Genomic DNA, 25,842 nt, shown 5'->3' with positions numbered 1-25,842 from the left:
TTAAAAAGGAAATCATCATGTTTGCATCAAAAGAAGGTCAAGCTGTACCACAAGTTACTTTTCCGACTCGTAAAGGTGACGCATGGGTGAACGTAACCACGGATGAACTGTTTAAAGACAGAACGGTTATCGTATTCAGCTTGCCAGGTGCGTTTACTCCGACGTGTTCGTCGAGCCACCTACCTCGTTACAACGAGTTGTTCTCAGTATTCAAAGAACACGGCGTGGATGAAATTCTATGTGTATCAGTCAACGATACGTTTGTGATGAACGCATGGAAAGCTGACCAAGAAGCAGAAAACATCACCTTTATTCCAGATGGTAACGGTGAGTTCACAGATGGCATGGGTATGCTAGTAGACAAAAACGACATCGGCTTCGGCAAGCGTTCATGGCGTTACAGCATGCTAGTGAAAAACGGCGTGGTCGAGAAAATGTTCATCGAACCAAACGAGCCAGGCGACCCGTTCAAAGTATCTGATGCAGACACGATGATGAACTACGTTGCACCTGAGTACAAAACTCAAGAATCGATCACTGTGTTCACTAAACCAGGCTGTCCTTTCTGCATGAAAGCGAAGCAAAATCTGATTGACCACGATCTTCAATATGAAGAAGTGATTTTGGGTAAAGACGCAACAACCGTAAGCCTACGTGCAATCTCTGGCCGTACAACGGTTCCTCAAGTCTTCATCGGTGGTAAACACATCGGCGGTAGCGAAGAACTAGAAGCTTACCTAGGTTAATAATTTGCCTAACGGGCTGGGTTGGCAATCTAGCTGTCCATAACTCAGCCCTCGGCCTCTCGGTGCATCCCTCGCCCGGGAGGCCATCCCCCTGTAAACAAAAAGCCTCGTTATACACGAGGCTTTCTTAATCCAAACTTATCAATTCAAGAATCAATAGAGTGGTGGTTATGCAGTCATCATTGCGTAACGGCTAACAAGCACAATAGCGGTAAAACCAATTGTGAAGAAACCACCAGCAAGGCCTAGTGCTACTTTAAGTTCTGTCGACATTATTATTTTCCTATTGTCTGGCTGACGGCGCACCATACACCAATTACGTGCTACACACGTTTCACCAAGCTAATTTTCCATTTTTGGTTTGATAGACGCGATACTAAAGCCAGACAAAGAAAACCTAAAACGTGAGTTAGGGTTATAATCAGGGACAAATAGGTAGTATGGATAGAACAATGGCTTGTCGCAGTTGCCAAGAGCATTGGTTTTGGAAAAAGATCGGTCGTTGCCAACGATGTATGGATCAACTGACGGTATTATCGGTCCTATGCTGGATCGTATGGTGGTTTGCGTTTAAAGATGATCCACAGAGTATTGAGTCGATCGCGCTGATCTTTGCGGGCTTTGCGTTTAATGGCTTGCTGTTTTTACACCTTTGGATGCGCTTCGTTATATTTCCGTGGCAGCGTCGTCGTAGAAAACAAAGTAAGGATGAGCATCGCTCAGATGACAGATAGAAAAAAGCCCCAAAACCAATACCGGTTTTGGGGCTCTCTTAGATTCTTCTAAGAAAAAGCAGTGGTACTTTAATAGACCTAGCTTCCTCCTAAAGGTTCCAAATTTTTTCCTGTTTTTTTAGTATTTTCTTAAATACTCATAGAATCATTAACCTAGGCCACATTGCTTTTTTGGATCAATTGCTCAAACAAGTTGATCTCTAGTGCCACCTCGTCACACGCATGCTGACGTGGACACTGATCGCAATCTTTCAGTACTTTCTCCGGAAGCAACGACTTCGAGGTTGGTAAGAAGCTTTGCTTCATAAAGAACTCAGGCGTACGTGTCAGCACAAACACTTTCTTAATCGCCATCTGACGCGCCTTATCAACTAGATAGTTCACTATCGCACTGCCCTGTCCCTGACCTTGCCACCCTGCTTCAATACCTAATGAGCGAACCTCAGCGAGACCAGAATCGTACACGTACAGAGAAGCACAACCCGTTACCTCACCATGGTGTTCAGCCACTGCAAAGGAGCCAATATCACGTACCAACTCATTGCGTGAGCGTGGTAGGTTCTCGCCCATATTTGCCCAATACGCCACCATGCCTTCCAGCGTTTCGATATCTGTCAGACGTGCAGGGCGTACTTTGACTGCTGAAGTATCACGTTGAGACAGGCGCTTGTCTGCTTGGTCGACCGCATAAGCCACTTGCTGCGGCGACACGCCACCAAGCGCACAACGTTTCTCAAGGCATGAATCGATGGTCAAGATGTCATATACATCCGCCTCAATCACTTCAGAGAAGGATTTCAATTCTTCAATCGACAACTCTTCTAACGCACAGCCTTTGGCAATTGCACCAACCACAGCAACACCGACGATATGGTGCGCTTCACGGAATGGGATGCCTTTCGCTACTAGGTAATCCGCCAGTTCAGTCGAGTTTGCGTAACCTTGCTTCGCAGCTTCTAACGTGCGCTCACCGTTAACCTTGATACCATCGAAACACAGAGCCGCCATTTCCATGCAGTCATTCCATGTATCAAGCGCATCGAACAGACCTTCTTTGTCTTCCTGCATGTCTTTGTTGTAAGCCAGTGGCAGCGCTTTCACTGTCATCATCATGCCAGCAAGCGCGCCGTATACACGGCCAGTCTTACCACGAATAAGCTCGAGTGCATCTGGGTTTTTCTTCTGTGGCATCAGCGAAGAACCTGACGTTACCGTATCGGCTAATTCAATAAAGTTAGATTCACCCGAATTGTAGAAGATCATGTCTTCTGCCAAACGAGATAGGTGCAACATTGAGATAGACGCCACAGACATCAACTCCATCACATGGTCACGGTCAGAAACCGAGTCCAACGAGTTACGTGTTGCACGATGGAAACCAAGGTTATGAGCCAACTCTTCACGATCGATTGGATAAGCGGTACCAGCAAGTGCGCCAGAACCGAGCGGACACGTATCCAAGCGCTTTAACGCATCGTTCAGGCGTGAGTAATCGCGTTCAAACATTTCAACATAAGCCAAACACCAGTGAGCAAATGTCACAGGCTGAGCGCGTTGTAAGTGAGTGTACCCCGGAAGAACAGTGCCTTGATGCTGCTTGGCAACATTGACCATCTGAGTTTGTAGGCGATCAAGTGCAATCAACAGTTGTTGACCTTGCTGACGACACCAAAGCTTGAGATCGGTTGCCACTTGGTCGTTACGAGAACGTCCAGTATGGAGTTTTTTACCTAGGTCGCCGACTTTGTTGATCAACTGCTGCTCGACCCAAGAGTGGATATCTTCCGCATCTGAGCGCAGGATTTGATGTGGGTCTTCCATCACTTCAAGCTTGAGTTCATTCAGTGCCAATTCAAGCTTTTGTTGTTCATCTGCAGATAACACGTCAACCGACAGCAATGCTTTAGACCACGCAATTGAGCCTACGATGTCTTGCTCAGCCAATCGGTAATCGAAACGCAACGAATCGTTGAAGTCTTTAAATCTGGTGTCTGCCGCTTGGGTAAATCTTCCGCCCCATAATGCCATTGCGTCTCTCCTGATGACTATTGCTTACGCTAACGTGTTACTCATTAAGTGTTGACCAAATCGGTGGTCATTTGCTCACTTTTTCTTATGCCCCAACGTTACGATAATCGCAGATAAAAATAAAGTAGAAATTCAATATTTTTACATATTTATTCATGATTATTTTATCTTTATGTCTCTGAGGTTAGCAACAACAAAAAAGACCTGCCGAAAATGGGCAGGTCTTTTACTTCATAAGACGTTAAATTGGCTTATTTTTTCTGACTGTTCAACGCACGAATACGGCTAGATAGCGAGTACAGACGGATAAAGCCTTCAGCATGGCTTTGGTCATAAACTTCATCTTCACCAAAAGTAGCAAACTCTTCAGAGTACAAACTGTTATCCGAACGTTTTTGCGTTACTGTTGCGTGACCTTTGTAAAGCTTCACAACCACTTCGCCATTCACGTCTTGCGCGAGCTCTTCAGAAGCCGCAAGAATAGACTTACATAGCGGCGTGAACCAACGACCATCATAAACAAGGTGCGATGCTTTCAGACCAAGCTCCTCGCGGAATTCAAACGACGCTTTGTCTAGCACAAGTTGCTCTACTGCACGTAGCGCTTCCATCATGATGGTACCACCCGGAGTTTCGTAGCAACCACGAGACTTCATACCCACTAAACGGTTTTCTACGATATCGATACGGCCAACACCGTGCTTCGCACCTTTCTCGTTTAGATAAACCAACGCGTTGTATGGTGTCATCGCCTCGCCGTCCACCTCAACAACTTCACCTTTGACGACTTTCAACGTCACGGTTTCAGCTTCATTCGGTGCTTGCTCTGGGTCTACAGTCCAAGCCCAGCAATCTTCATTTGGCGCATTCCATGTATCTTCTAGAACGCCACCTTCAGTAGAAATGTGCCATGCGTTCGCATCACGCGAGTAGATCTTAGTAAGAGAAGCCGTACAAGGGATATTGCGCTCTGCTAGGTAATCCAGACATTCTTCACGGCTCACTAGATCCCACTCACGCCAAGGTGCAATAACACGCAGATCTGGTGCTAGCGCTGCAAATGCACCTTCAAAACGTACTTGGTCGTTACCTTTACCGGTACAGCCATGACACAGAGCGTCAGCACCCACTTTACGTGCGACTTCAACCTGCGCTTTGGCAATAATTGGACGCGCCATTGATGTACCTAGTAGGTATTTACCTTCGTAGTAAGCGCCCGTTTTTAGCGTCGGGTAAATGTAATCTGCGACCATTTCTTCTTTCAGGTCAGCGATGTAGCACTCAGAGGCACCAGAAGCTTTTGCTTTTGCTTCAATGCCTTCTAGCTCTTCTTCACCTTGACCAACATCGGCAACGAAAGCCACTACTTCACAATCGTAGTTCTCTTTTAGCCACGGGATGATTACTGAAGTATCTAGACCGCCTGAGTATGCGACTACCACTTTATTTACGTTCACTTTGCTCATGTTTTTTCTCCAAACTTAACTGGCGCTGCTCTCGGCGGTCAGTGCCAACCACTTCCTAATGTTGAATTCTTTAACTGTTTTGCTTCTGCTTTATTGCGGCAGAAACTGCGTGCCAATACTTTCACCCGCGAATAGCTGGGTCAGTTTCTCTGGGTAACGCCATGTCGCAACTTCGATAGGACGACCAAGATCATTGGCTGCCTCCAAAGCGGCTTTAACTTTGACGATCATGCCGTCGGTGATCACTTGCCCTTTGATCAATGCATCGGCTTCTTGCTCGGATAGCGTATTGATCAGGTGACCTTTGCCATCGAGTACACCGCTAACATCAGACAGAAGCACCAACTCCGCATCTAGTGCGCCCGCTACTGCAACCGCAGCTTGGTCCGCATTCACATTCATCATCTGACCTTTTTCAGTCAGACCAATTGAGCTGATGATCGGCAGTGCACCTGCGTTTAGCACCGCTTGTAATAGGGTTGAATCACCCGGTGATGCTTTGCCGACAGCTCCTAGTTCTGGGTCAAGCTCTTCAATATGACATAAACCACCATCAGCAAGGCTAAGGCCCACCGCATTCAGGCCATCAGAAATTGCTTGCCCTTGCAGTATCTTGTTCGCGGTACCAGCAAGCGCGCCCGCAATCACAGGAATTTGATCGTAAGGTGTTACGCGTAGACCGTTTTTCTTTACGGTTTCAAGCTGAAGCTTTGCCATCAACTCATCAACTAGATAGCCACCGCCATGAACGATGGCGATTTGTCGCTGCGCCGACTTTTGGTAAGCCGCAATGGCAGCAAACAGTTGGCTTAAGGTTTTAGTGCAAGATAGAGCTGCACCACCGAGCTTAATGACTAAAGGAGCTTGATTGGTTTGCGTCATCGCATTTCCCTCTTTCAACGACTACAGCAACGCTGTCAGTTCTGGGTAACCGTAATGAATATTGAGACATTGCATCGCTTGACTCGATGCACCTTTAAGTAGGTTGTCGATCGCCGAAATCACAATGATGTGTTCGCCTTGTACCTTCCAGCCGATATCGCAGAAAGGCGTATTTTCAACATCCTGAATACGTGGAATACCATCACCTTTAAGGCGAACCGCTGGTTTTCCTTGGTAAGCTTGTTCGAATGCTTGTGCTACTTGTGCTTCCGTCACACCTTGCGTCAACTTCATAGTGATCGTTGCAAGAATACCGCGCTTAAAGTTGCCTAGGTGTGGCGTGAAAATCACATCGCAACCTAAGTGCTGAGCAATCTCTGGTTGGTGACGATGGTTAAAGACACCATAAGGTTGCAGGCTCACTTCGCAGTAACTGTTAACCATAGAGGCTTTGCGCCCAGCACCTGATACACCGCTGGTTGCGTTGATCACAGGCCATTGGTTGGTATCCAGTAACGCATGTTCTAATAAAGGTTTGATTGCGAGCTGTGAAGCGGTTGGGTAGCAACCTGCGACTGCAATCAAAGGAGTGGTTTTTATTGATTCTTGGTTCCACTCTGCTAAGCCGTATGCCGCTTTATCTAGCCAGTTATTATGTTGATGCTCGAAGCCATAAAAGGTGTCGTAGAAGCCTTCGCTTTTCACACGGAATGCCCCCGATAAATCGAATACCTGACATCCCGCCTCTAAAAAGAGAGGAGCCAAGTCGTGGCTTACTTCATGTGCTGTGGCCAGAAAGACCACATCAGACACTTGAGCGACTTGCTCAGGGTCAGTCAGAGGTGAAACTGGCATATCAATCACACCCGCTAACTTGCCGTGCAATTGAGCAATATTCTTTCCTGCATCTACGCTATTGGCGGAAACGTATAAACCTGATAGCGTGAGTTCAGGGTGTTTGTTGACCATTAAAGCCAACTCTGCGCCGGTGTAGCCGCTGGCTCCGATAATCGTGGTTTTTAGCATTACATGACATCCATATACTTAAAGCTCAAAATGACTATTCATATTTAATTTTTGCTTTATTTTGATTTTTTATTCATTAAATATGATTTAATATGTGTTTTACATTTTTGTGCTCTGTCTGTCAATAGGAGAATTGAAGAATCCATGCAATTACCAAGTTTTCTAGAGGTCTATGAAGGACTGATCAGCACCTCTTCGATCAGCTCAACCGATCCAAGTTGGGATCAAGGCAATGCCAAAGTGATCGAGAAGCTAGCTTCTTGGTTTAAAGATCTTGGCTTCAGCGTTGAAGTGATCGAAGTGGAACCAGGCAAACACAATATGATCGCACGTATGGGCGAAGGTGAAGGCGGTCTACTTCTAGCTGGTCACAGCGATACCGTGCCATTTGATGAAGGACGCTGGAGTTTTGAACCACATAAGCTGACCGAGAAAGACAACCGCTTTTACGGTTTAGGTACGGCCGATATGAAAGGCTTCTTTGCCTTTATTTATGAAGCGGTAAAGAAAGTCGATTGGAGTAAGCAGAACAAGCCAATTTATGTATTAGCGACCTGTGATGAAGAAACCACCATGCTGGGTGCGCGTCATTTTACTGAGAATGCGCCTTTTAAACCGGACTACTGCATCATTGGTGAACCCACCAGCCTTGTACCCATTCGTGGTCACAAAGGGCATGTGGCAAATGCCATTCGCGTAACCGGCAAATCCGGTCACTCATCCGATCCAGCGCTCGGCGTCAACGCCATTGAAATCATGCATGAAGTCATGTTTGCTATGATGCAACTGCGTGACAAGCTAGTAAAAGAATATCACCATCCGGGTTTTGCCATTCCAAGCCCTACCCTAAACCTTGGTCATATTCATGGTGGTGACAGCGCAAACCGCATTTGTGGTTGTTGTGAACTGCATTACGACGTGCGCCCTCTTCCTGGGATCAGTCTTGATGGTTTGGAGAACATGCTGCGTGGCGCATTAAAAGAAGTCGAAGCGAAATGGCCAGGGCGATTAGAGATTATTCCCCTGCACGAGCCAATTCCGGGTTACGAATGCCAACATGACCACCCATTTATCGGAGGTGTGGAAGAAATATGCCAAACCAGCTCAGAAACCGTTAACTACTGTACTGAAGCGCCTTTCCTTCAACAGTTGTGTCCAACGCTGGTTCTCGGCCCTGGTTCTATTGACCAAGCCCATCAACCGGATGAATTCCTATCTTTCGACTTTATCGACCCAACCATCGATGTGCTATCACGCGCAATGGTAAAATATTGTTGCTAGTCGCATTCTGTACTCGCTTCACAATGCAGCTCGATTGAGCTGCATTTTGTTCTCTTTACCACTATTCTTCTAGCACGCTATTCCCTTCTTTTAACGGCCATTTTGTAATTAATTTTCACTTCTACTGAGATAAGCTGGCCTAATTTTGCTCTAAATCAGGTCAGCAGCGGAATAATTGCAAACTTACTCTGCTTTATTTGACTAGAACTGGTGATTTTCGCTAGATTGGAGTCTTAACAAGGACAATGGATGTAGTTTTTTTACGAGGCAGGATGACAATGAACGAGAAATACGCCGCACTTAAAAGCAATGTGCGCATGTTGGGCCACCTTCTGGGCAACACAATTCGTGATGCCCATGGCGAAGAAATCTTCGAGAAAGTGGAAACCATTCGTAAATTATCCAAATCAGCCCAAGCTGGAAATAATGCTGACAGAGAAAGCTTAATTGAAGAAATTAAAAGCTTACCCGATGAGCAATTGACGCCTGTTACCCGCGCGTTCAACCAATTTCTAAACCTGACTAATATTGCTGAGCAATACCATACCATCTCACGCCACTGTGAAGAGCATATCTGCGAACCTGACGCAATTAACTCGCTGTTCTCAAAGCTGGTGCAAAATGATGTGAGCAAGTTAGACACGGCACAAGCGGTTCGCGACCTGAACATTGAACTGGTTCTAACGGCGCACCCTACCGAGATCACTCGTCGTACCATGATCAATAAACTGGTTAAGATCAACGAGTGCTTATCTAAGCTAGAGCTAAGCGATCTCTCTTTCAAAGAACGTAAGAAAACCGAGCGTCGCCTTGAACAACTTATCGTGCAAAGCTGGCACTCTGACGTCATTCGTCAACAACGCCCAACACCGCTTGATGAAGCAAAATGGGGCTTTGCGGTAGTAGAAAACTCACTATGGGAAGCGGTACCTGACTTCCTACGTGAAATGAATGACCGCTTGAAGTCTTACCTAGGCGAAGGTCTACCAATTGATGCTCGCCCAGTGCACTTCTCATCTTGGATGGGTGGTGACCGCGACGGTAACCCATTTGTAACCCACAGCATAACTCGCGAAGTATTACTGCTGTCTCGTTGGAAGGCAGCTGACCTTTACCTCAACGACATCAACGAGCTGATCAGCGAACTGTCGATGACCGTTTGCAACGACAAGGTTCGTGAGCTTGCCGGTGACGATCAGCACGAACCATACCGTGCGATTTTAAAACAGCTACGTTCACTACTAAACGAAACCAAAGACATTCTCGACGCGAAAGTCAACGGCCAAAAACTGGCAGTCAAAGCTCCACTACAGAAAGTAGAACAGCTTTGGGAACCACTTTACGCGTGTTATCAATCACTAAACGAATGTGGTATGGGCGTGATTGCTAATGGCTCACTGCTGGATACACTGCGCCGCGTTAAAGCATTTGGTATTCACCTGGTTCGCCTCGATATTCGCCAAGAAAGCACTCGCCACGCAGATGTACTGTCTGAACTGACTCGTTACCTAGGCATTGGTGACTACGAGCAGTGGAGCGAGCAAGACAAGGTTGCTTTCCTAACAAACGAACTGGCCTCTAAACGCCCTCTTCTGCCTCGAGACTGGGAACCATCAGAACCAGTTAAAGAGGTTTTAGATACCTGTAAGATTGTTGCTGCGCAGCCTCGTGAAGCATTTGGTGCTTATGTTATCTCAATGGCGCGTACCGCTTCTGACGTACTTGCCGTACACCTACTGCTGCAAGAAGCGGGCTGTCCTTACCGCATGGACGTGTGTCCATTGTTCGAAACGCTAGACGACTTGAACAACGCGGAAGCCGTTATCAAACAGCTGATGGGCATCGACCTGTACCGTGGCTTTATCCAGAATCACCAAATGGTGATGATCGGCTACTCTGACTCTGCAAAAGATGCAGGTGTAATGTCGGCGGGCTGGGCTCAATACCACGCGATGGATTCACTGGTTAAGGTTGCAGAAGAAGAAGGCGTTGAACTGACGCTATTCCATGGCCGTGGCGGTACGATTGGTCGCGGTGGTGCTCCAGCACATGCTGCACTACTGTCTCAGCCACCTAAGAGTTTAAAAGGTGGTCTGCGTGTAACAGAACAAGGCGAGATGATTCGCTTTAAGCTTGGCCTACCAGATGTTGCGGTAAACAGCTTCAATCTGTATGCAAGTGCTATTCTAGAAGCGAACCTACTGCCGCCACCAGAGCCTAAGCAAGAGTGGCGTGACCTAATGGATGTCCTGTCTGAAGTCAGCTGTGAAGCGTACCGTAACGTCGTTCGCGGTGAGCCTGATTTCGTCCCTTACTTCCGCCAAACAACACCTGAACTAGAGTTGGGCAAACTACCTCTGGGTTCTCGTCCAGCGAAACGTAATCCAAACGGAGGTGTAGAAAGCTTACGTGCGATTCCGTGGATCTTCTCTTGGAGTCAAAACCGTTTGGTTCTGCCTGCGTGGTTAGGTGCTGGTGAAGCCATTCAGTACTCTGTAGACAAAGGCCACCAGGCGTTACTGGAAGAGATGTGTCGTGAATGGCCATTTTTCTCTACTCGCTTAGGTATGCTCGAGATGGTTTACACCAAGTGCAACATGGATATCTCCCGCTACTATGATCAACGCTTAGTTGAAAGTCAGCTGTTGCCATTGGGTGACCGTCTGCGTGATCAACTTCAGCAAGACATCAAGTCCGTTCTGAATGTAGAAAACAACGAGAACTTAATGCAGAGTGACCCTTGGGGTCTTGAATCCATCCGTCTACGTAACATCTACGTTGAGCCATTGAACATGCTTCAAGCTGAGTTGCTGTACCGAACTCGCCAAACTGAGGAACCTTCTGCAAACTTGGAAGAAGCCCTAATGGTGACGATTGCTGGTATCGCAGCAGGTATGCGTAACACTGGTTAAACTACGCAGAAAAAACCAAAAGGCTGAGCGAAAGCTCAGCCTTTATTATTACCCACCAATCACTTTCACTCTCAGAACAAGAAATAACCAGTAAATAACTCCAAAGAAAAAACAAAAAGTCCCAGCATTACAAAACAAAACACTACCAAAAAACACTATTGAGTATTTTATTAGTTTTTTTGGGTAATTTTGTCCTAGTATTCCACTTCATGCTTATTATTTATATACTACTTGCCTGCTGGAAGCTCACAAGTCCAATCAAATAAGCTCCAGCTCGATGGGCACCCCATCACTCTAGGTGATAAACGGCTTTAAGGTGACAGGACCAACATTGTTGGTGCTATTTACACATTAAAAAACTCAAGCGTCATTAAGAACGCAACTGAAAGTGTAGATAGCTTGTTTACAAGTTTATTGACCATTTGGATTGAAGACATGTCATTACCACACGTAATCTTAACTGTACTTAGCACTCGCGACGCTACCGGTTACGACATCACTAAAGAATTCTCAGCTAGCATCGGTTACTTCTGGAAAGCAAGTCACCAACAAGTTTACCGTGAACTAAACAAAATGGCTGAGAAAGAACTGGTTACTTGCGTATTAGAACCTCAAGAAGGCAAACCAGACCGCAAGGTTTACTCAATCACTGACGCTGGCCGCAGCGCGCTGGGAGAGTGGTTTGATCAACCAACAGCACACCCAACGGTACGTGACGAATTCTCTGCGAAACTGATCGCTTGTGCAGTACAACCTGCGGCACCGTTCCGTGATCAACTTTCTGAGCTTGTAGAAGAATCTCGTAAGCTGGTTTCTCACTACAAAGAAATCGAAGCAGCGTACTACGCAACACCATCAACGCTAGACAAACAAGCGCGTCTAGAACGTCTAACACTTCGTCGTAATCTAATGCTACGTGAAGCGTGGATTAACTGGGCGGAAGAAGTACTGACTGAACTTGAAGTGATCGGCTAATTCTGTCACTTAAATTGAAACGAAAAAGGCTTGCCGATGGGCAAGCCTTTTGTCTACCTGGGAAAGTGTGTTAAGCGCCAACAGCCACTTGTGGACGTACACCTAGAGTATGGCATAACGCATAAGTCATCTCTGCACGGTTAAGCGTATAGAAGTGGAAATCTTTCACCCCTTCACGGCTTAGTACACGCACCATATCAATCGCTTGGCTAGCACCAACGAGCTGGCGTGTCACAGGGTCATCATCCAAGCCTTCAAACTGCTTGCTCATCCAACCTGGTACTTTCACATTGTTCTGCGCCGCAAAGCGAGAGGCTTGCTTGAAGTTTGAAACCGGCAAGATGCCCGGAACAATTTCTACATCGATACCTGCCGCAACACAGCGGTCACGGAAACGCAGGTAAGACTCCACATCAAAAAAGAACTGAGTAATCGCGCGGTTAGCACCTGCATCCACTTTACGTTTTAGGTTAAGAAGATCCGATTGGGCGCTTTTCGCTTCTGGATGTACTTCTGGGAATGCCGCCACTGAGATATCAAAATCATGACGCGCTTTAAGCAACTCTACCAAGTCCGATGCGTACATATCTGGCGCACCACCACCTGGTGGAATGTCACCACGTAAAGCAACGATGTTTTTGATACCGTTATTCCAGTAATCATCAGCAATATCGATCAACTCATCACGAGTTGCATCGATACACGTTAGGTGGGGTGCAGCCACAAGGCCGGTCGCCGCTTTGATTTCTTTAATGATTGAGTGAGTTCTGTCACGCTCGCCTGAGTTTGCGCCGTACGTTACAGAAACGAATTTTGGTTGAAGAGTTTTAAGACGATGTACTGAGTTCCACAGTGTTTCTTCCATCTTCTCACTGCTTGGTGGAAAAAACTCAAATGAGACGTTGATATTATCTGATAGTTCAGCGATGTTCTGGTTTAAGGCATCAATGTGCCCTGCATGCGTATATCCCATCTTACTCTCCCTGTGGCAACTCCACCACGAAATCAAAATTCCTTAAATCGACGTTTAGACGTCTATATGTCTACAGAATGTATTGAATACGATTTAATGTCAACCTTGTGATTATGAATTTTTTTCAAGTTCATAATGAGGATAGTTCAAGTTGCTGTGCGGCTAATCCTTAGCCGAAATTTCCTATTCAGTATGGCATTATCAAAATAATAAAAAACCCCGGAGATAGTCCGAGGTTTTGTTGTCGTTCGCAAAAATTGGTTTGGTTAGATTAGAACAAACCTGCCAAGCGATTCAGGTCTGATTGAATCGCCCCAGCGGTCACTTCACGCCCTGCACCTGGACCACGAATCACTAATGGGTTGTCTTTGTACCATTTACTCTCGATAGCGAAGATGTTGTCACACGGCAGCAAGTTCGCCAGTGCGTGCTCGCGTGATAATGCTTCAACACCCACCGTTGCTTTGCCATTACGCTCTAAACGCGCGACATAACGCAACACTTGATCGTTTTTCTGCGCTTTGGTCAGACGCTCTTGCAGAATCTCACTTAGTATATCGCCATGATCAAAGAACGCATCCAAGCTCAATTCTCGCAATTCCTCCGGTACAAGTGATTCCACTCTCACGTTCTCCGGCTCAATATCTAAACCTGATTCGCGAGCGAGGATAACCAGTTTACGCATCACGTCAGATCCATCTAAATCAGAGCGAGGGTCGGGTTCAGTCAAACCTTGTTGCCATGCTAAATCGACCAGTTCAGCGAACGGCACTGAGCCATCAAACTGCTGGAATAACCACGATAACGTACCAGAGAAGATGCCTGATAGGGCGACGATATCATCACCACTTTCACGCAAATCTCGAACGGTATGGTTTATCGGCAGCCCTGCACCAACGGTGGCATTGTACAGCCAGTGGCGACCAATCTTAACAAAAGCGTCTTGTACTTGATGGTAGTACTGACTACCAGCTGAGCCGGCCACTTTGTTCGCCGAGATAAGATGAATACCTTGTTGCGCGATCTCCACATAACGTGCCGCTAAATCTTTACTGGCGGTGACATCAAGCACCACCGCTTCATCAAAATTCTGAATCGCACCAAGCTTAGTTAACCACTTATCATCATTCTCGATACTCTCATCATTAAAACGCTGGGCAACTGTTGCTGCATCGATACCATTTTCATCGAACCAATAAGTCTGGCTATCGACCACTGCCACTAGCTCAAAGCTCATACCGTGACGTTTTTCGAGCTCTTCTTTTTGCTCAGAAAACAGCGCTAACCAACTTGAGCCAATGTTGCCTTTACCGCACAAGGCGACAGCGACACGCTTCTGTGCTTGAAACAGTTGGCTATGAATACTTTGCACTAATCCTTCCACTTCTGCGCGGCGTAACACCGCGACCAAGCTCAAGCCAGATTCCGCCTCAGAAATAAACTCCACCGGTGAATGCTTTAGCTGTTGGTAAAAACCAAAGCAGTGATTTGCGTTTTTTGTCACGCCAGCACCGACGGCAGCCAGCAGTGAGTAGCCTTCTTTGAGTTTGATCTCTGCTTCAACGGCTAACTCTTGCAGATAAGCTAATGCGCCGCCTGCAATCTCAGCGGTGTAGGCCAAGCGCAAGGTTTGCTGATCCTCTTGCGCTTCAAACGCCAATGGCTCTAGTTGGGCACGCTTTAAGGCTTGCAATACTTCTTTCTGCGCACGCTCAAAGTCGTGACCGTGGATAAAAGACAGTTGAACCAACAACACTTCATCAAGAGACGTAATGATTTTAGCACCGCGACCTGAAGCCAATACGCGCTCAATACGCGTTGAACCTGATTCCGGTTGATAGCTGCATTTGAGGTTCAAATCCATCGTGCTTTGAGCAACAGGCTGTAGTGTACGACTGTGCAGCACTGGCGCAGCCAAACGCGCAAGTTCACTCGCCTCATCTAAACGCAGCAGCGGCAACAAGCAAGCATCCGACACTAAACGTGGGTCTGCACTGTAAACGCCAGCAACATCGCTCCAGATGGTCACTGTGTTTACCTCAGCCAATGCACCAATCACCGTTGCTGAATAGTCAGAGCCATTACGCCCCAGCAGTACCGTCTCACCAGCTTCGTTTTGTGCCATAAATCCGGTGATGATTACGCGTTTATGGTTGTGTTGAGTCAATGCTTCTTTGATCAATGCATAAGAGCGAGCTCGGTCAACTTCTGGCTGTGTTCCAGCTTCTGCGCGTAAAAAGGCGCGAGAATCTTGCGCTACCGCAGGAAGATCCTGTTGTGATAACAGTGCAGCCAGTAAGCGTGACGACCATACTTCACCATGCCCAAGCACTGCTGCTTTTTGCGCCTCTGTAAGTGGCGCAGTTAACTCTGCTAGGGTACTGAATTCATCTTGAAGAGAAGCAAGCAGTTGCGCTTGCACTTCACCTTCTAGTAAAGCTTCTACCAATTCAGTTTGGAACTGTCGCAAGCTCTGCAACGCTTCATGGGCAATGCGACCGTCTTTATCTAAGCCTTCTAAAAACTCGATCAAGCGATTGGTGGTTTTCCCTGCCGCAGAGACCACCACCAAGTCATTTTCTGCCGAATACTCTTTAAGAATACTCACCACGCGCTGGTAGCATTCTGGGTTCGCTAAGCTGCTGCCGCCAAATTTATGCAGCTGACGTTGTACACTCATGACCTTCCTCTCCCAACTACTGTGCTGCTTTCGCGAATGCTTGCTCAAGATCGGTAATCAGATCCTGCGCATCTTCCAAGCCAACAGATAACCGTAGCAACTGCTCAGAGACACCTGCTTCAGCCAGTGCTTCTTCACCCATCGCACGATGCGTCATTGAAGCTGGGTGGCAGATCAAGCTTTCTACCCCGCCTAGCGACTCTGCAAGAGAGAAGAGTTCAAGTTCTTTAACAAACACTTTTAGCTGCTCAAATGAGCCAGCAAACTCAAAGCTCAGCATTGAACCAAAACCTGATTGTTGTTTTTTCGCGATGTCGTGACCCGGATGCTCTGGCAAACTTGGATGATAAATCTTCGCCACCAAAGATTGCGTTTGTAAATACGTCAACACTTGCTGAGAGCTTTCTTCGTGAACTCGCATTCGTGCACCCAACGTACGAATTCCTCTAAGCGTCATGTAGCTATCAAATGGTGTACCCGTTGCACCAATGCAGTTGCCCCACCATGCCAACTCTTCAGCATGCTCTTCGCTTTTAGTGATCACCACACCACCAATCACGTCAGAGTGACCATTAATGTACTTCGTCGTTGAGTGGATAACAAAGTCCGCACCTAGATCTAAAGGCTTTTGGTACACAGGTGTCAAAAAGGTATTATCCACTGCGACTAATGCGCCTACCTGCTTCGCTTTCTCGCATACTGCCGCAATATCGACCACGCGCACGAGCGGGTTAGACGGTGTTTCTAGTAAGACAAGCTTTGGCTTTTTAGCAATCGCAGCATCCAGAGCTTGCTGATCCGATTGGTCGACAAACAGAACTTTAAAATCACCTTTGCTTGCTCGAGTATTGAACAGACGATAGGTCCCCCCGTAGCAATCGTGTGGCGCCACAATTAAGTCATCAGGACCAAGAAATGCCGATACCCAAAGGTTTAATGCCGACGTACCGCAGTTAGTGACAACCGCACCTTTACCTGATTCAAGTTCATATAGCGCTTTCTCCAGCAGACCTCGGTTTGGGTTACCGGAACGGGTGTAATCGTACTGTGGAACTTCACCAAATGCAGGGAATCCATAGTTAGTAGAAAGGTAGATTGGTGGTACAACAGCGTGGTATTGACTGTCTGACTCGATACCAGTGCGTACAGCAATGGTCGCAGGCTTACGGGTGCTCATGGGTGTATCCTTTCACGGGTGGTGACATCTAAATGGGAATGCGCTATATCTAGCTTATGCTGCTCACTTGATTAATACTCTTCCCTGACTATTAACCTCACTTTACTTGTCTAAAAATGAGACGTCAACACTTCTAGACGTCTATATGTCTTTGCTTATGGCGGTAAATGCAGCTAAAATCAGCACCTATATTTATTTTTCTAACTTATTACATTAATGAAGGTGCGCAATGGCTGACTGGAATGGCGAATACATTAGCCCGTATGCTGAGCACGGTAAAAAAAGCGAACAAGTAAAAAAGATTACCGTCTCTATCCCGCTAAAAGTTTTAAAGGTGCTGACTGATGAGCGAACTCGCCGTCAGATCAACAACTTACGCCATGCAACTAACAGTGAACTACTATGTGAAGCGTTCCTACATGCGTACACAGGTCAACCACTGCCAACTGACGAAGACCTTCGTAAAGACCGTCCAGATGATATTCCTACAGAAGCGAAAGCGCTGATGACGGCTATGGGCATCGAATTCGAAGCGTTTGACGAAGAATAATTGCTTACAAATTCGTTAGCATGATGACGCTACGCCGGGGGTAGCTTCAGAGCAAACTAAAAAGGGACGCTACTGCGTCCCTTTCCTTTATCTGAAGAATTCTATTCTATCACTTACTCAGCCATGTAATTTTCTGGCATTTCAATGCGAGCAACACCCGAATCAACTGCTGCTTGAGCAACGGCTTTCGCAACACGTGGTAACAGACGCGAATCCATTGGTTTTGGAATGATGTAATCAGAACCAAACTCTAGCTTATCTACGCCCGCCGCCTTCAGTACCGCTTCAGGCACAGGCTCTTTAGCCAACTCACGAATCGCATCAACAGCCGCTAACTTCATCTCATCGTTGATTTCGCTTGCACGAACGTCCAACGCCCCACGGAAGATGAATGGGAAACACAGTACGTTGTTTACTTGGTTCGGGTAGTCACTACGACCAGTACCCATGATCAAGTCATCACGCACTTCGTGAGCCAGTTCAGGTTTGATTTCTGGATCTGGGTTTGAACATGCGAACACAACTGGCTTGTCTGCCATTAGCTTCAACGCTTCTGCTGGTAGTAGGTTTGGACCCGATACACCCAAGAACAGATCCGCACCTTCAATAACATCTTCAAGCGTGCGCTTGTCAGTGTTGTTTGCGAACAACTGTTTGTATTCGTTTAGGTCGTCACGACGTGTATGGATCACCCCTTTACGATCCAGCATGTAGATCTTCTCGCGCATTGCGCCACATTTGATCAACAGCTCCATACATGCCACAGCTGCAGCACCAGCACCAAGACAAACGATGGTTGATTCTTCTAACTTCTTACCTTGCAGCTCGATTGCATTCAGCATACCCGCTGCCGTTACGATTGCTGTACCGTGTTGGTCATCATGAAATACTGGCACGTCACAACGTTCGATAAGACGCTTTTCAATCTCAAAACAATCTGGGGCTTTGATATCTTCTAAGTTGATACCACCGAAAGTGTCAGCAATGTTTGCTACTGTGTCGACAAATTCGTCGATCGTACGATGTTTTACTTCGATATCAATAGAATCTAGCCCAGCAAAGCGTTTGAATAGCAGTGCTTTACCTTCCATTACTGGCTTAGAAGCTAGCGGGCCAAGGTTACCCAAACCAAGAATCGCCGTACCGTTAGAAATAACCGCAACCATGTTGCCCTTCGCCGTATACTTGTACACGTTATCAGCATTCTGTGCGATTTCACGAACAGGTTCCGCAACACCTGGGCTGTATGCCAATGCAAGATCGTTGGCAGTTTCAGCAGGCTTAGTCAGCTCTACGGCGATTTTTCCCGGAGTTGGGTACGCATGGTAGTCTAATGCTTGCTGGCGGCGTTCTTCTTCTGGGGTGACTTCTTGGCGATTGTCTTCAGACATGGATCGTTTCTCTTTTGTTATTTTTCGGTACGGGGGAATAAATTCTAAAGGATAGAAGTCAAACTTCATAGGCTAGATTGCGAGCTATATCCTTAAAAAGGCCGATAATAAAAGAGATTAGACCAGATATTAGTGATGAGCACCCTTTTTACAGGTCAGGTGCTCTCTTAATCACTTAGTTCGGAAAAGAAAACAGCGAAATATAATCTCACTCTTCATCCACGTACTGCGCTTGTAGGTAATTCTCAATGCCGGACATCTCAATCAAGCCCAGTTGCGTCTCAAGCCAATCGACATGCTCTTCTTCGTCTTCAAGGATATCTTGGAATAGATCGCGTGAAACATAATCACGAATATCTTCGGCGTAAGCGATGGCATCTTTAAGATCAGGAATGGCCGCCATCTCGAGTTTAAGGTCACACTCAAGCATCTCTTTGGTATCTTCACCAATCATCAACTTACCGAGATCTTGTAAGTTAGGTAAACCTTCTAAAAACAGAATTCGTTCGATCAAGTGATCGGCGTGCTTCATTTCATCGATTGACTCGTGGTACTCCTTATCGGCTAAGTGCTTTAACCCCCAGTCTTTGTACATACGAGCGTGTAGGAAATATTGATTAATAGCGACGAGCTCATTACCGAGCACTTTATTGAGATGTTGAATTATGATTGGATCGCCTTTCATGACAAAGCCCTCCTCTTTGGCTTCATTTAAATGTAGAAGCAAATGAGAAGGTGTCAAAAAGGCTTAGCGAATAATTAGCTAGCTTGCTTTAATGTTAAGTATTCCGTTTCCGCTAAAATTTCTTTAGCTTGTTTGATGCACTTGCCACATTGGCTACCCAAAGCTGTGCATCGCTTGATTCCTCTGATGTCAGTTACGCCTTCATCTATCGCCAACTTCCTAATTTTCTTGTCAGAGACACCATGACAAAGACAAACGTACATACTCACAACCTTTAAATTTCACTCTGGAACGAAATATAAACAAGAATCGTTCTTGTTACTAGTTGTAATAACGCAAATTACAGAACGTTTTGTTATAACGATTTCAGCCGTTTTAGAGGCTTTCAATGACTTAGCAGACAGATAGAAACTAGGGGAAAATTGAGTAGAGATAAAGGTATGTTTTTCAAAAACAAAAAATATGACAAAGAAGGATTGGCTTATAACCATATTGGAAAGAGAAATAGCAGATATAAAAAAGGGAAGCCTTAGCTTCCCTTTTTCTAGCGCTTTCTTCAAAAAGAAGAAGAGTGCAAGATTACGATTAATTCGTTAAGAATTAGTCGAAGATCTTAGCAACAACACCAGCACCTACTGTACGGCCACCTTCACGGATAGCGAAACGTAGACCTTCGTCCATAGCGATAGGAGCGATTAGCTCAACTTGCATTTGGATGTTGTCGCCTGGCATTACCATTTCTACGCCTTCTGGTAGAGAGATGTCACCAGTTACGTCAGTTGTACGGAAGTAGAACTGTGGACGGTAGCCTTTGAAGAATGGAGTGTGACGACCACCTTCATCTTTAGAAAGTACGTATACTTCTGACTCGAACTTAGTGTGTGGGTTGATTGACTTAGGAGCTGCTAGTACTTGACCACGCTCTACTTCGTCACGTTTAGTACCACGTAGAAGTGCACCAACGTTCTCACCCGCACGACCTTCGTCTAGAAGCTTACGGAACATCTCAACACCAGTACAAGTAGTAGTTGTAGTTTCTTTGATACCTACGATTTCTACTTCGTCACCTACAGTTAGGATACCGCGCTCGATACGACCAGTAACTACTGTACCACGACCTTGGATTGAGAATACGTCTTCGATAGGCATTAGGAATGGCTGATCGATTGCACGCTCTGGTTCTGGGATGTATGAATCTAGCGCTTCTGCTAGTTCAACAATCTTAGCTTCCCACTGCTCTTCGCCGTTTAGTGCGCCTAGTGCAGAACCTTGGATAACTGGTAGGTCATCACCTGGGAAGTCGTACTCAGATAGAAGTTCACGAACTTCCATTTCTACTAGTTCTAGTAGCTCTTCATCGTCAACCATGTCACATTTGTTCATGAATACGATGATGTAAGGGATACCAACCTGACGGCCTAGTAGGATGTGCTCACGAGTTTGTGGCATTGGACCATCAGTAGCAGCAACTACAAGAATACCACCGTCCATCTGTGCAGCACCAGTGATCATGTTCTTAACGTAGTCCGCGTGTCCTGGACAGTCAACGTGCGCGTAGTGGCGAGTTGGAGTATCGTACTCTACGTGAGAAGTAGCGATTGTGATACCGCGCTCACGCTCTTCTGGAGCGTTATCGATAGATGCGAAGTCACGAGCAGCACCGCCGTATACTTTAGCAAGTGTTGTACAGATAGCTGCAGTTAGAGTTGTTTTACCGTGGTCAACGTGGCCGATAGTACCAACGTTTACGTGCGGTTTTACACGTTCAAATTTTTCTTTAGACACAATCGTGTTCCTTCCTAGTTATGATTCGCCGCGATCATTATTGATCTCGACGCGCCAGAAATTGTTATTTTATGCGCCAACGTCCGTTAGCGCAATATTTCGACGGCTTGATCTAGCAAAAAGTCGTAAACTTTTTGTGGTTCAATCGTCAATTAGTAACCACGCTCAGCCATGATGGCTTCTGCAAAGGTCTTCGGCACTTCAGCGTACTCATTAAACTCCATAGAGTAAGAAGCACGGCCTTGAGTTGCAGAACGTAGGTCCGTTGCGTAACCAAACATCTCAGATAGTGGAACTTGAGCACGAATGATCTTAAGACCAGCCACACCTTCATCCATACCTTCGATCATACCGCGACGACGGTTTAGGTCACCAACAACGTCACCCATCCAGTCTTCCGGAGTAGTTACTTCGACATTCATCATTGGTTCTAGAATCACAGGTTGTGCTTCTAATGAACCTTTCTTGAATGCCATCGAGCCAGCGATCTTGAACGCCATCTCGCTTGAGTCAACATCGTGGTAAGAGCCATCAAATAGTGTAGCTTTAATATCTAGAACAGGGTAACCCGCTAGAACACCACTATTCATTTGCTCTTCGATACCTTTCGCTACCGAACTGATGTATTCCTTAGGAACCACACCACCCACGATCTCGTCTACGAATACGAAACCTGCACCAGGTTCTGAAGGCTCAAGTTTGATCCATACGTGACCGTATTGACCACGACCGCCAGATTGACGAACGAACTTGCCTTCCACTTCCGCAGAACCACGAATGGTCTCACGGTAAGCAACCTGAGGTTTACCAACGTTACAGTCAACGCTGAATTCACGCTTCATACGGTCAACGATGATATCTAGGTGAAGCTCACCCATACCAGAGATCAGAGTCTGACCTGTTTCGTCATCCGTTTCCACGCGGAATGATGGGTCTTCCGCAGCCAGTTTACCTAGCGCGATACCCATTTTCTCTTGGTCTGCTTTAGAACGAGGTTCTACAGCGATCTGAATTACAGGTTCAGGGAATTCCATGCGCTCTAGAATCACTTTGTGGTTCTGGTCACATAGCGTGTCACCTGTTGTTACGTCTTTCAGACCGATAGCAGCTGCGATATCACCAGCGCGAACTTCTTTTACTTCTTCGCGCTTGTTCGCATGCATCTGAACGATACGACCAAAACGCTCTTTCTTGTCTTTTACTGAGTTGTAAACAGCATCACCTGAATTCACAACACCAGAGTAAACGCGCATGAAAGTTAGCGTACCCACAAATGGGTCAGTCGCGATCTTGAATGCTAGAGCCGAGAACGGTTCGTTGTCGTCTGCATGACGTTCAACTTCATTCTCTTTTTCGTCGATACCTTTAATTGCAGGTACGTCGATTGGCGATGGCAAGAATTCGATCACTGCGTCTAGTACTGCTTGAACACCTTTATTCTTGAACGCACTACCACAAGTAGCTAGTACGATTTCGTTGTTTAGTGTACGAGTACGTAGAGCTTGTTTGATCTCAGCTTCAGTCAGCTCACCTTCTTCAAGGTACTTGTCCATTAGCTCTTCAGTTGCTTCAGCTGCCGCTTCAACTAGGTTGTTGCGCCACTCTTCAGCTAGCTCTTGCATGTCTGCTGGAATTTCGTCGTATGTAAACGACATGCCTTGATCGGCTTCATTCCAATTGATCATTTTCATCTTGATAAGGTCAATAACACCTCGGAAATCATCTTCCGCGCCAACGTTTAGCTGGATTGGAACAGGATTCGCACCAAGACGGTTTTTAATTTGGTCCACAACACGTAGGAAATCTGCGCCTGCACGGTCCATCTTGTTTACAAATACCATACGTGGAACGTGGTACTTGTCAGCTTGACGCCATACAGTTTCAGATTGAGGTTCAACACCAGATGAGCCACAGAACACAACTACTGCACCATCAAGTACACGTAAAGAACGTTCTACTTCGATAGTAAAGTCAACGTGTCCAGGAGTATCAATGATGTTTACGCGGTGCTCTTGGAATTGTGCTTCCATACCACGCCAGAAAGTAGTAGTTGCAGCTGAAGTGATAGTAATACCACGCTCCTGCTCCTGCTCCATCCAGTCCATGGTTGCTGCGCCATCGTGAACTTCACCGATTTTATGAGACAGACCAGTGTAGAACAAAATACGTTCAGTAGTGGTTGTTTTACCTGCATCTACGTGAGCACAGATACCGATATTACGGTAGCGCTCAATAGGAGTTTTGCGAGCCACGATTGAATCCTCTTATACTTAGAGAGTTAGGGACTATTGCTATGTCTAAAAAAAGCTATCCCCTAGATATAGCAATAGTTCCTAGCATAGGCATAGGAACTAAAGAAGTGCTGCAAGGAACCTTGCAGCACTGAAAAGGTATTACCAACGGTAATGAGCGAACGCTTTGTTTGCGTCAGCCATGCGGTGAACGTCTTCACGTTTCTTAACCGCAGTACCTTTGTTCTCAGACGCGTCTAGCATTTCAGCAGCTAGGCGTTGAGCCATAGATTTTTCACCACGCTTACGCGCAGCTTCAACCAACCAACGCATAGCAAGTGCGTTACGGCGAACCGGACGTACTTCTACAGGTACTTGGTAAGTTGAACCACCTACACGGCGAGATTTAACTTCTACCGCTGGGCGAACATTTTCAAGAGCTTCTTCAAAAATAGCTAAGTGGTCTTTACCAGACTTTTCAGCCATAGCATCTAGTGCAGTGTAAACGATTTTCTCTGCAGTAGATTTTTTACCGTCAACCATTAGGATGTTAACGAATTTTGCCAGCAGTTCAGATTTGAACTTTGGATCTGGAAGGATCTTACGCTGACCAATGACGCGACGACGTGGCATGGATTTTCTCCGTTGTCTTCTTCAGGTTTTATCCAAAACTTTTCAGTTTTTTCAAAAAATTAAAAATAATTTAGTGTTTGGCCTTACTTAACGGAATCCATTAAGACTTAGGACGCTTCACACCGTACTTAGAACGACCTTGTTTACGGTCGTTAACGCCAGCACAGTCAAGTGCACCGCGAACAGTGTGGTAACGTACACCCGGAAGGTCTTTTACACGACCGCCACGGATTAGTACAACACTGTGCTCTTGAAGGTTGTGGCCTTCACCGCCGATGTACGATGTAACTTCGAAGCCGTTTGTCAGACGTACACGACAAACTTTACGAAGTGCTGAGTTAGGTTTTTTAGGTGTAGTAGTGTAAACACGAGTACATACACCACGTTTTTGTGGGCACGCTTCTAGTGCAGGCACGTTGCTTTTAACAACTTGCTTTGCACGTGGCTTACGTACCAACTGGTTAATAGTTGCCATTAACTAGCTCCTGATTTACTTGAAAGTAAGCTTTGTGAAAAATCTATCCCTAACAGCGGTTGGCAGTTAGGGACGCAAAATTCTATGCAGCAGTGAGAGGTGTGTCAAGAAATATACGGATCTTTTTTGTTCAATTAAGGTAATTCGTCCGTAAAGTTCAATCCACAGTAGAAAGGGGTTAATCCCAGGTAAGAGATTTGGCCTGCTTTGCGGAGAGTTTAACAAAGCCAGCATAGCCAATCACTTCAATAGATGGGCTGATACGATTGCTCATGCCACGGGCATCAATATCGCTTTGTAGTGCAAACACTGATGGACCTTTTACCTTACTGAACGCCTTATGCTGGGGGTTAGCCGCGTACACGGCATCTTCAATCAACAAGACATCATCTTGCTCACTGTACAGTGCCATTGCATCGTCTAATGCAGCTACGGATTTGATGATATGTAACATGACGTCCTCAGAATGACAGCAGTTTACCTGCTTGCTGCAGTTTGTCTTTGAATTGCTCGGTCCTCAGAACTTCTGCATCAATGACTAAATCGGCTTGTGCCAAGCCACGTTCTGCTAGAGAGTCGGCACAGACAAACACTTGTTCAATATCGTACAAGTCGAACAACTTCAACATTGGTGCGTAGTCCTTGCTCAAAATACCAGTAGGATCTTGACCAAGTAGCAGTTGGTAAACACCATCGCCAAAAAACAGTACCGTAATGTCTTCACAGTACGCTGACGCCGCTAGCAGCGCATCTACACCTTCACGACCTGCATTGCTACCATGAGGTGCGCTACGAAATAGGTAAGTTAACTGACTCAAAACTGCACCACTCTATCTTGCGTTAACATGGCTTCGGCTAAGCTACCCAAACCAGCTTGTTCGAACCCTTCAGCAAGGTTGTTTTGTTCAAGACCATGCTGATTCGCCTCATCTTCGCTGATGATGCCGCGACGCAAAGCGGCTGCTACGCAGGTTTCCAAACGAACATCGTGTTGCTGTGCGAGTGATTGCCATGCTTTGGTTAGGTCAAACTCATCGTTGGCAGGCACGCTCAAAGCCGTACCATTGGTGACGCCATCTTGGTAAAAGAACACACTCACCAGAGTATGTCCTTGTTCAATTACCGCTTGTGCGAATTGATATGCGCTGCGCGCCGATTGACTGCCGTAAACTGGACCGTTCACTACCAGCGTGTAAGTTAATCCACTCACGC

The 25,842-nt window shown here is 46.2% G+C and carries 23 protein-coding genes; 6 read left to right on the top strand and 17 right to left on the bottom strand.

Going from position 1 to position 25,842, the window contains the following annotated elements; genetic code table 11:
- The first annotated feature begins 17 nt into the window (after window positions 1-17).
- Together BSZ04_RS09695 and BSZ04_RS09685 are read left to right on the top strand one after the other, a co-directional pair.
- Window positions 18-746 carry a redoxin family protein gene (locus BSZ04_RS09695; RefSeq protein WP_010443933.1) on the top strand — a complete coding sequence of 243 codons (729 nt, stop codon included), beginning with the start codon at window positions 18-20 and terminating at the stop codon, window positions 744-746.
- 452 nt (window positions 747-1,198) lie between these two features.
- Window positions 1,199-1,480 (top strand): DUF3624 domain-containing protein, encoded by a 282-nt coding sequence (locus tag BSZ04_RS09685; protein WP_088880299.1) that lies wholly within the window; start codon window positions 1,199-1,201, stop codon window positions 1,478-1,480.
- 153 nt (window positions 1,481-1,633) lie between these two features.
- Here BSZ04_RS09685 and argH read toward each other — a convergent pair whose 3' ends face one another.
- From argH to argC, 4 genes are all read right to left on the bottom strand, one after another.
- On the bottom strand, window positions 1,634-3,508 hold the full coding sequence (argH, locus tag BSZ04_RS09680; RefSeq protein WP_088880298.1) for an argininosuccinate lyase: 1,875 nt from the start codon (window positions 3,506-3,508) through the stop codon (window positions 1,634-1,636).
- Window positions 3,509-3,759: 251 nt separating this feature from the next.
- Window positions 3,760-4,974 (bottom strand): argininosuccinate synthase, encoded by a 1,215-nt coding sequence (locus BSZ04_RS09675; protein WP_088880297.1) that lies wholly within the window; start codon window positions 4,972-4,974, stop codon window positions 3,760-3,762.
- A 90-nt stretch (window positions 4,975-5,064) separates the two neighbouring features.
- Window positions 5,065-5,856, bottom strand: coding sequence for an acetylglutamate kinase (gene argB, locus BSZ04_RS09670; protein WP_088880296.1), 792 nt, complete (start codon window positions 5,854-5,856; stop codon window positions 5,065-5,067).
- Window positions 5,857-5,877: 21 nt separating this feature from the next.
- Window positions 5,878-6,882, bottom strand: coding sequence for an N-acetyl-gamma-glutamyl-phosphate reductase (argC, locus tag BSZ04_RS09665; RefSeq protein ID WP_088880295.1), 1,005 nt, complete (start codon window positions 6,880-6,882; stop codon window positions 5,878-5,880).
- A gap of 144 nt (window positions 6,883-7,026) precedes the next feature.
- Between argC and argE the strand changes: the two genes are divergently transcribed.
- The 3 genes from argE to BSZ04_RS25490 all read left to right on the top strand — a co-directional run bounded on the left by argE (window position 7,027) and on the right by BSZ04_RS25490 (window position 12,050).
- Window positions 7,027-8,163, top strand: a complete 1,137-nt coding sequence (gene argE, locus BSZ04_RS09660; protein WP_088880294.1) for an acetylornithine deacetylase — start codon at window positions 7,027-7,029, stop codon at window positions 8,161-8,163.
- Window positions 8,164-8,441: 278 nt separating this feature from the next.
- On the top strand, window positions 8,442-11,075 hold the full coding sequence (gene ppc, locus BSZ04_RS09655; RefSeq protein ID WP_071236463.1) for a phosphoenolpyruvate carboxylase: 2,634 nt from the start codon (window positions 8,442-8,444) through the stop codon (window positions 11,073-11,075).
- 435 nt (window positions 11,076-11,510) lie between these two features.
- The gene (locus BSZ04_RS25490; protein ID WP_010443942.1) at window positions 11,511-12,050 is read left to right on the top strand and encodes a PadR family transcriptional regulator; all 540 of its coding nucleotides are present in this window, start codon (window positions 11,511-11,513) and stop codon (window positions 12,048-12,050) included.
- 70 nt (window positions 12,051-12,120) lie between these two features.
- On the opposite strand, the gene metF is transcribed toward BSZ04_RS25490, so the two are convergent.
- The 3 genes from metF to BSZ04_RS09635 form a co-directional block, all read right to left on the bottom strand.
- Complete coding sequence (gene metF, locus BSZ04_RS09645) at window positions 12,121-13,023, bottom strand: methylenetetrahydrofolate reductase (RefSeq protein ID WP_005432740.1); 903 nt, start codon at window positions 13,021-13,023, stop codon at window positions 12,121-12,123.
- A 271-nt stretch (window positions 13,024-13,294) separates the two neighbouring features.
- Window positions 13,295-15,703, bottom strand: coding sequence for a bifunctional aspartate kinase/homoserine dehydrogenase II (locus BSZ04_RS09640; protein WP_088880293.1), 2,409 nt, complete (start codon window positions 15,701-15,703; stop codon window positions 13,295-13,297).
- 16 nt (window positions 15,704-15,719) lie between these two features.
- Window positions 15,720-16,880 (bottom strand): O-succinylhomoserine (thiol)-lyase, encoded by a 1,161-nt coding sequence (locus tag BSZ04_RS09635; RefSeq protein WP_010443944.1) that lies wholly within the window; start codon window positions 16,878-16,880, stop codon window positions 15,720-15,722.
- A 229-nt stretch (window positions 16,881-17,109) separates the two neighbouring features.
- Here BSZ04_RS09635 and metJ point away from each other — a divergent pair, with 229 nt between their 5' ends.
- The gene (metJ, locus tag BSZ04_RS09630) at window positions 17,110-17,430 is read left to right on the top strand and encodes a met regulon transcriptional regulator MetJ (RefSeq protein ID WP_005432736.1); all 321 of its coding nucleotides are present in this window, start codon (window positions 17,110-17,112) and stop codon (window positions 17,428-17,430) included.
- A gap of 113 nt (window positions 17,431-17,543) precedes the next feature.
- Here the strand turns inward: metJ and BSZ04_RS09625 are convergent, their stop codons facing one another.
- The 10 genes from BSZ04_RS09625 to tusD form a co-directional block, all read right to left on the bottom strand.
- Window positions 17,544-18,821, bottom strand: coding sequence for a malic enzyme-like NAD(P)-binding protein (locus BSZ04_RS09625; RefSeq protein ID WP_009705505.1), 1,278 nt, complete (start codon window positions 18,819-18,821; stop codon window positions 17,544-17,546).
- Between the two features lie 208 nt (window positions 18,822-19,029).
- A complete protein-coding gene (gene bfr, locus BSZ04_RS09620; RefSeq protein WP_005381359.1) occupies window positions 19,030-19,506 on the bottom strand; it encodes a bacterioferritin in 477 nt (158 codons plus the stop codon).
- 74 nt (window positions 19,507-19,580) lie between these two features.
- Window positions 19,581-19,769 carry a (2Fe-2S)-binding protein gene (locus BSZ04_RS09615; protein WP_045394878.1) on the bottom strand — a complete coding sequence of 63 codons (189 nt, stop codon included), beginning with the start codon at window positions 19,767-19,769 and terminating at the stop codon, window positions 19,581-19,583.
- Window positions 19,770-20,106: 337 nt separating this feature from the next.
- Entirely contained in the window at window positions 20,107-21,291 is a 1,185-nt protein-coding gene (tuf, locus tag BSZ04_RS09610; RefSeq protein WP_088880292.1) for an elongation factor Tu, read from the bottom strand.
- Window positions 21,292-21,443: 152 nt separating this feature from the next.
- The gene (fusA, locus tag BSZ04_RS09605; RefSeq protein WP_010443947.1) at window positions 21,444-23,543 is read right to left on the bottom strand and encodes an elongation factor G; all 2,100 of its coding nucleotides are present in this window, start codon (window positions 23,541-23,543) and stop codon (window positions 21,444-21,446) included.
- A gap of 141 nt (window positions 23,544-23,684) precedes the next feature.
- On the bottom strand, window positions 23,685-24,155 hold the full coding sequence (gene rpsG, locus BSZ04_RS09600) for a 30S ribosomal protein S7 (protein ID WP_005382796.1): 471 nt from the start codon (window positions 24,153-24,155) through the stop codon (window positions 23,685-23,687).
- A 100-nt stretch (window positions 24,156-24,255) separates the two neighbouring features.
- Complete coding sequence (gene rpsL, locus BSZ04_RS09595) at window positions 24,256-24,630, bottom strand: 30S ribosomal protein S12 (protein ID WP_004399892.1); 375 nt, start codon at window positions 24,628-24,630, stop codon at window positions 24,256-24,258.
- 178 nt (window positions 24,631-24,808) lie between these two features.
- A complete protein-coding gene (gene tusB / locus BSZ04_RS09590) occupies window positions 24,809-25,084 on the bottom strand; it encodes a sulfurtransferase complex subunit TusB (RefSeq protein WP_010443951.1) in 276 nt (91 codons plus the stop codon).
- Between the two features lie 7 nt (window positions 25,085-25,091).
- Window positions 25,092-25,448: a sulfurtransferase complex subunit TusC gene (gene tusC, locus BSZ04_RS09585; RefSeq protein WP_010443952.1), complete on the bottom strand. Its 357-nt coding sequence runs from the start codon at window positions 25,446-25,448 to the stop codon at window positions 25,092-25,094.
- Window positions 25,445-25,840: a sulfurtransferase complex subunit TusD gene (gene tusD, locus BSZ04_RS09580; protein WP_010443953.1), complete on the bottom strand. Its 396-nt coding sequence runs from the start codon at window positions 25,838-25,840 to the stop codon at window positions 25,445-25,447. The genes tusC and tusD overlap by 4 nt, the downstream gene beginning before the upstream one ends.
- Window positions 25,841-25,842 lie beyond the last annotated feature (2 nt).

Origin of the sequence: Vibrio rotiferianus, from assembly GCF_002214395.1 — a bacterium.
Taxonomy (GTDB): Bacteria; Pseudomonadota; Gammaproteobacteria; order Enterobacterales; family Vibrionaceae; genus Vibrio; species Vibrio rotiferianus.
This window is presented reverse-complemented; position numbering and strand designations above follow the sequence as displayed.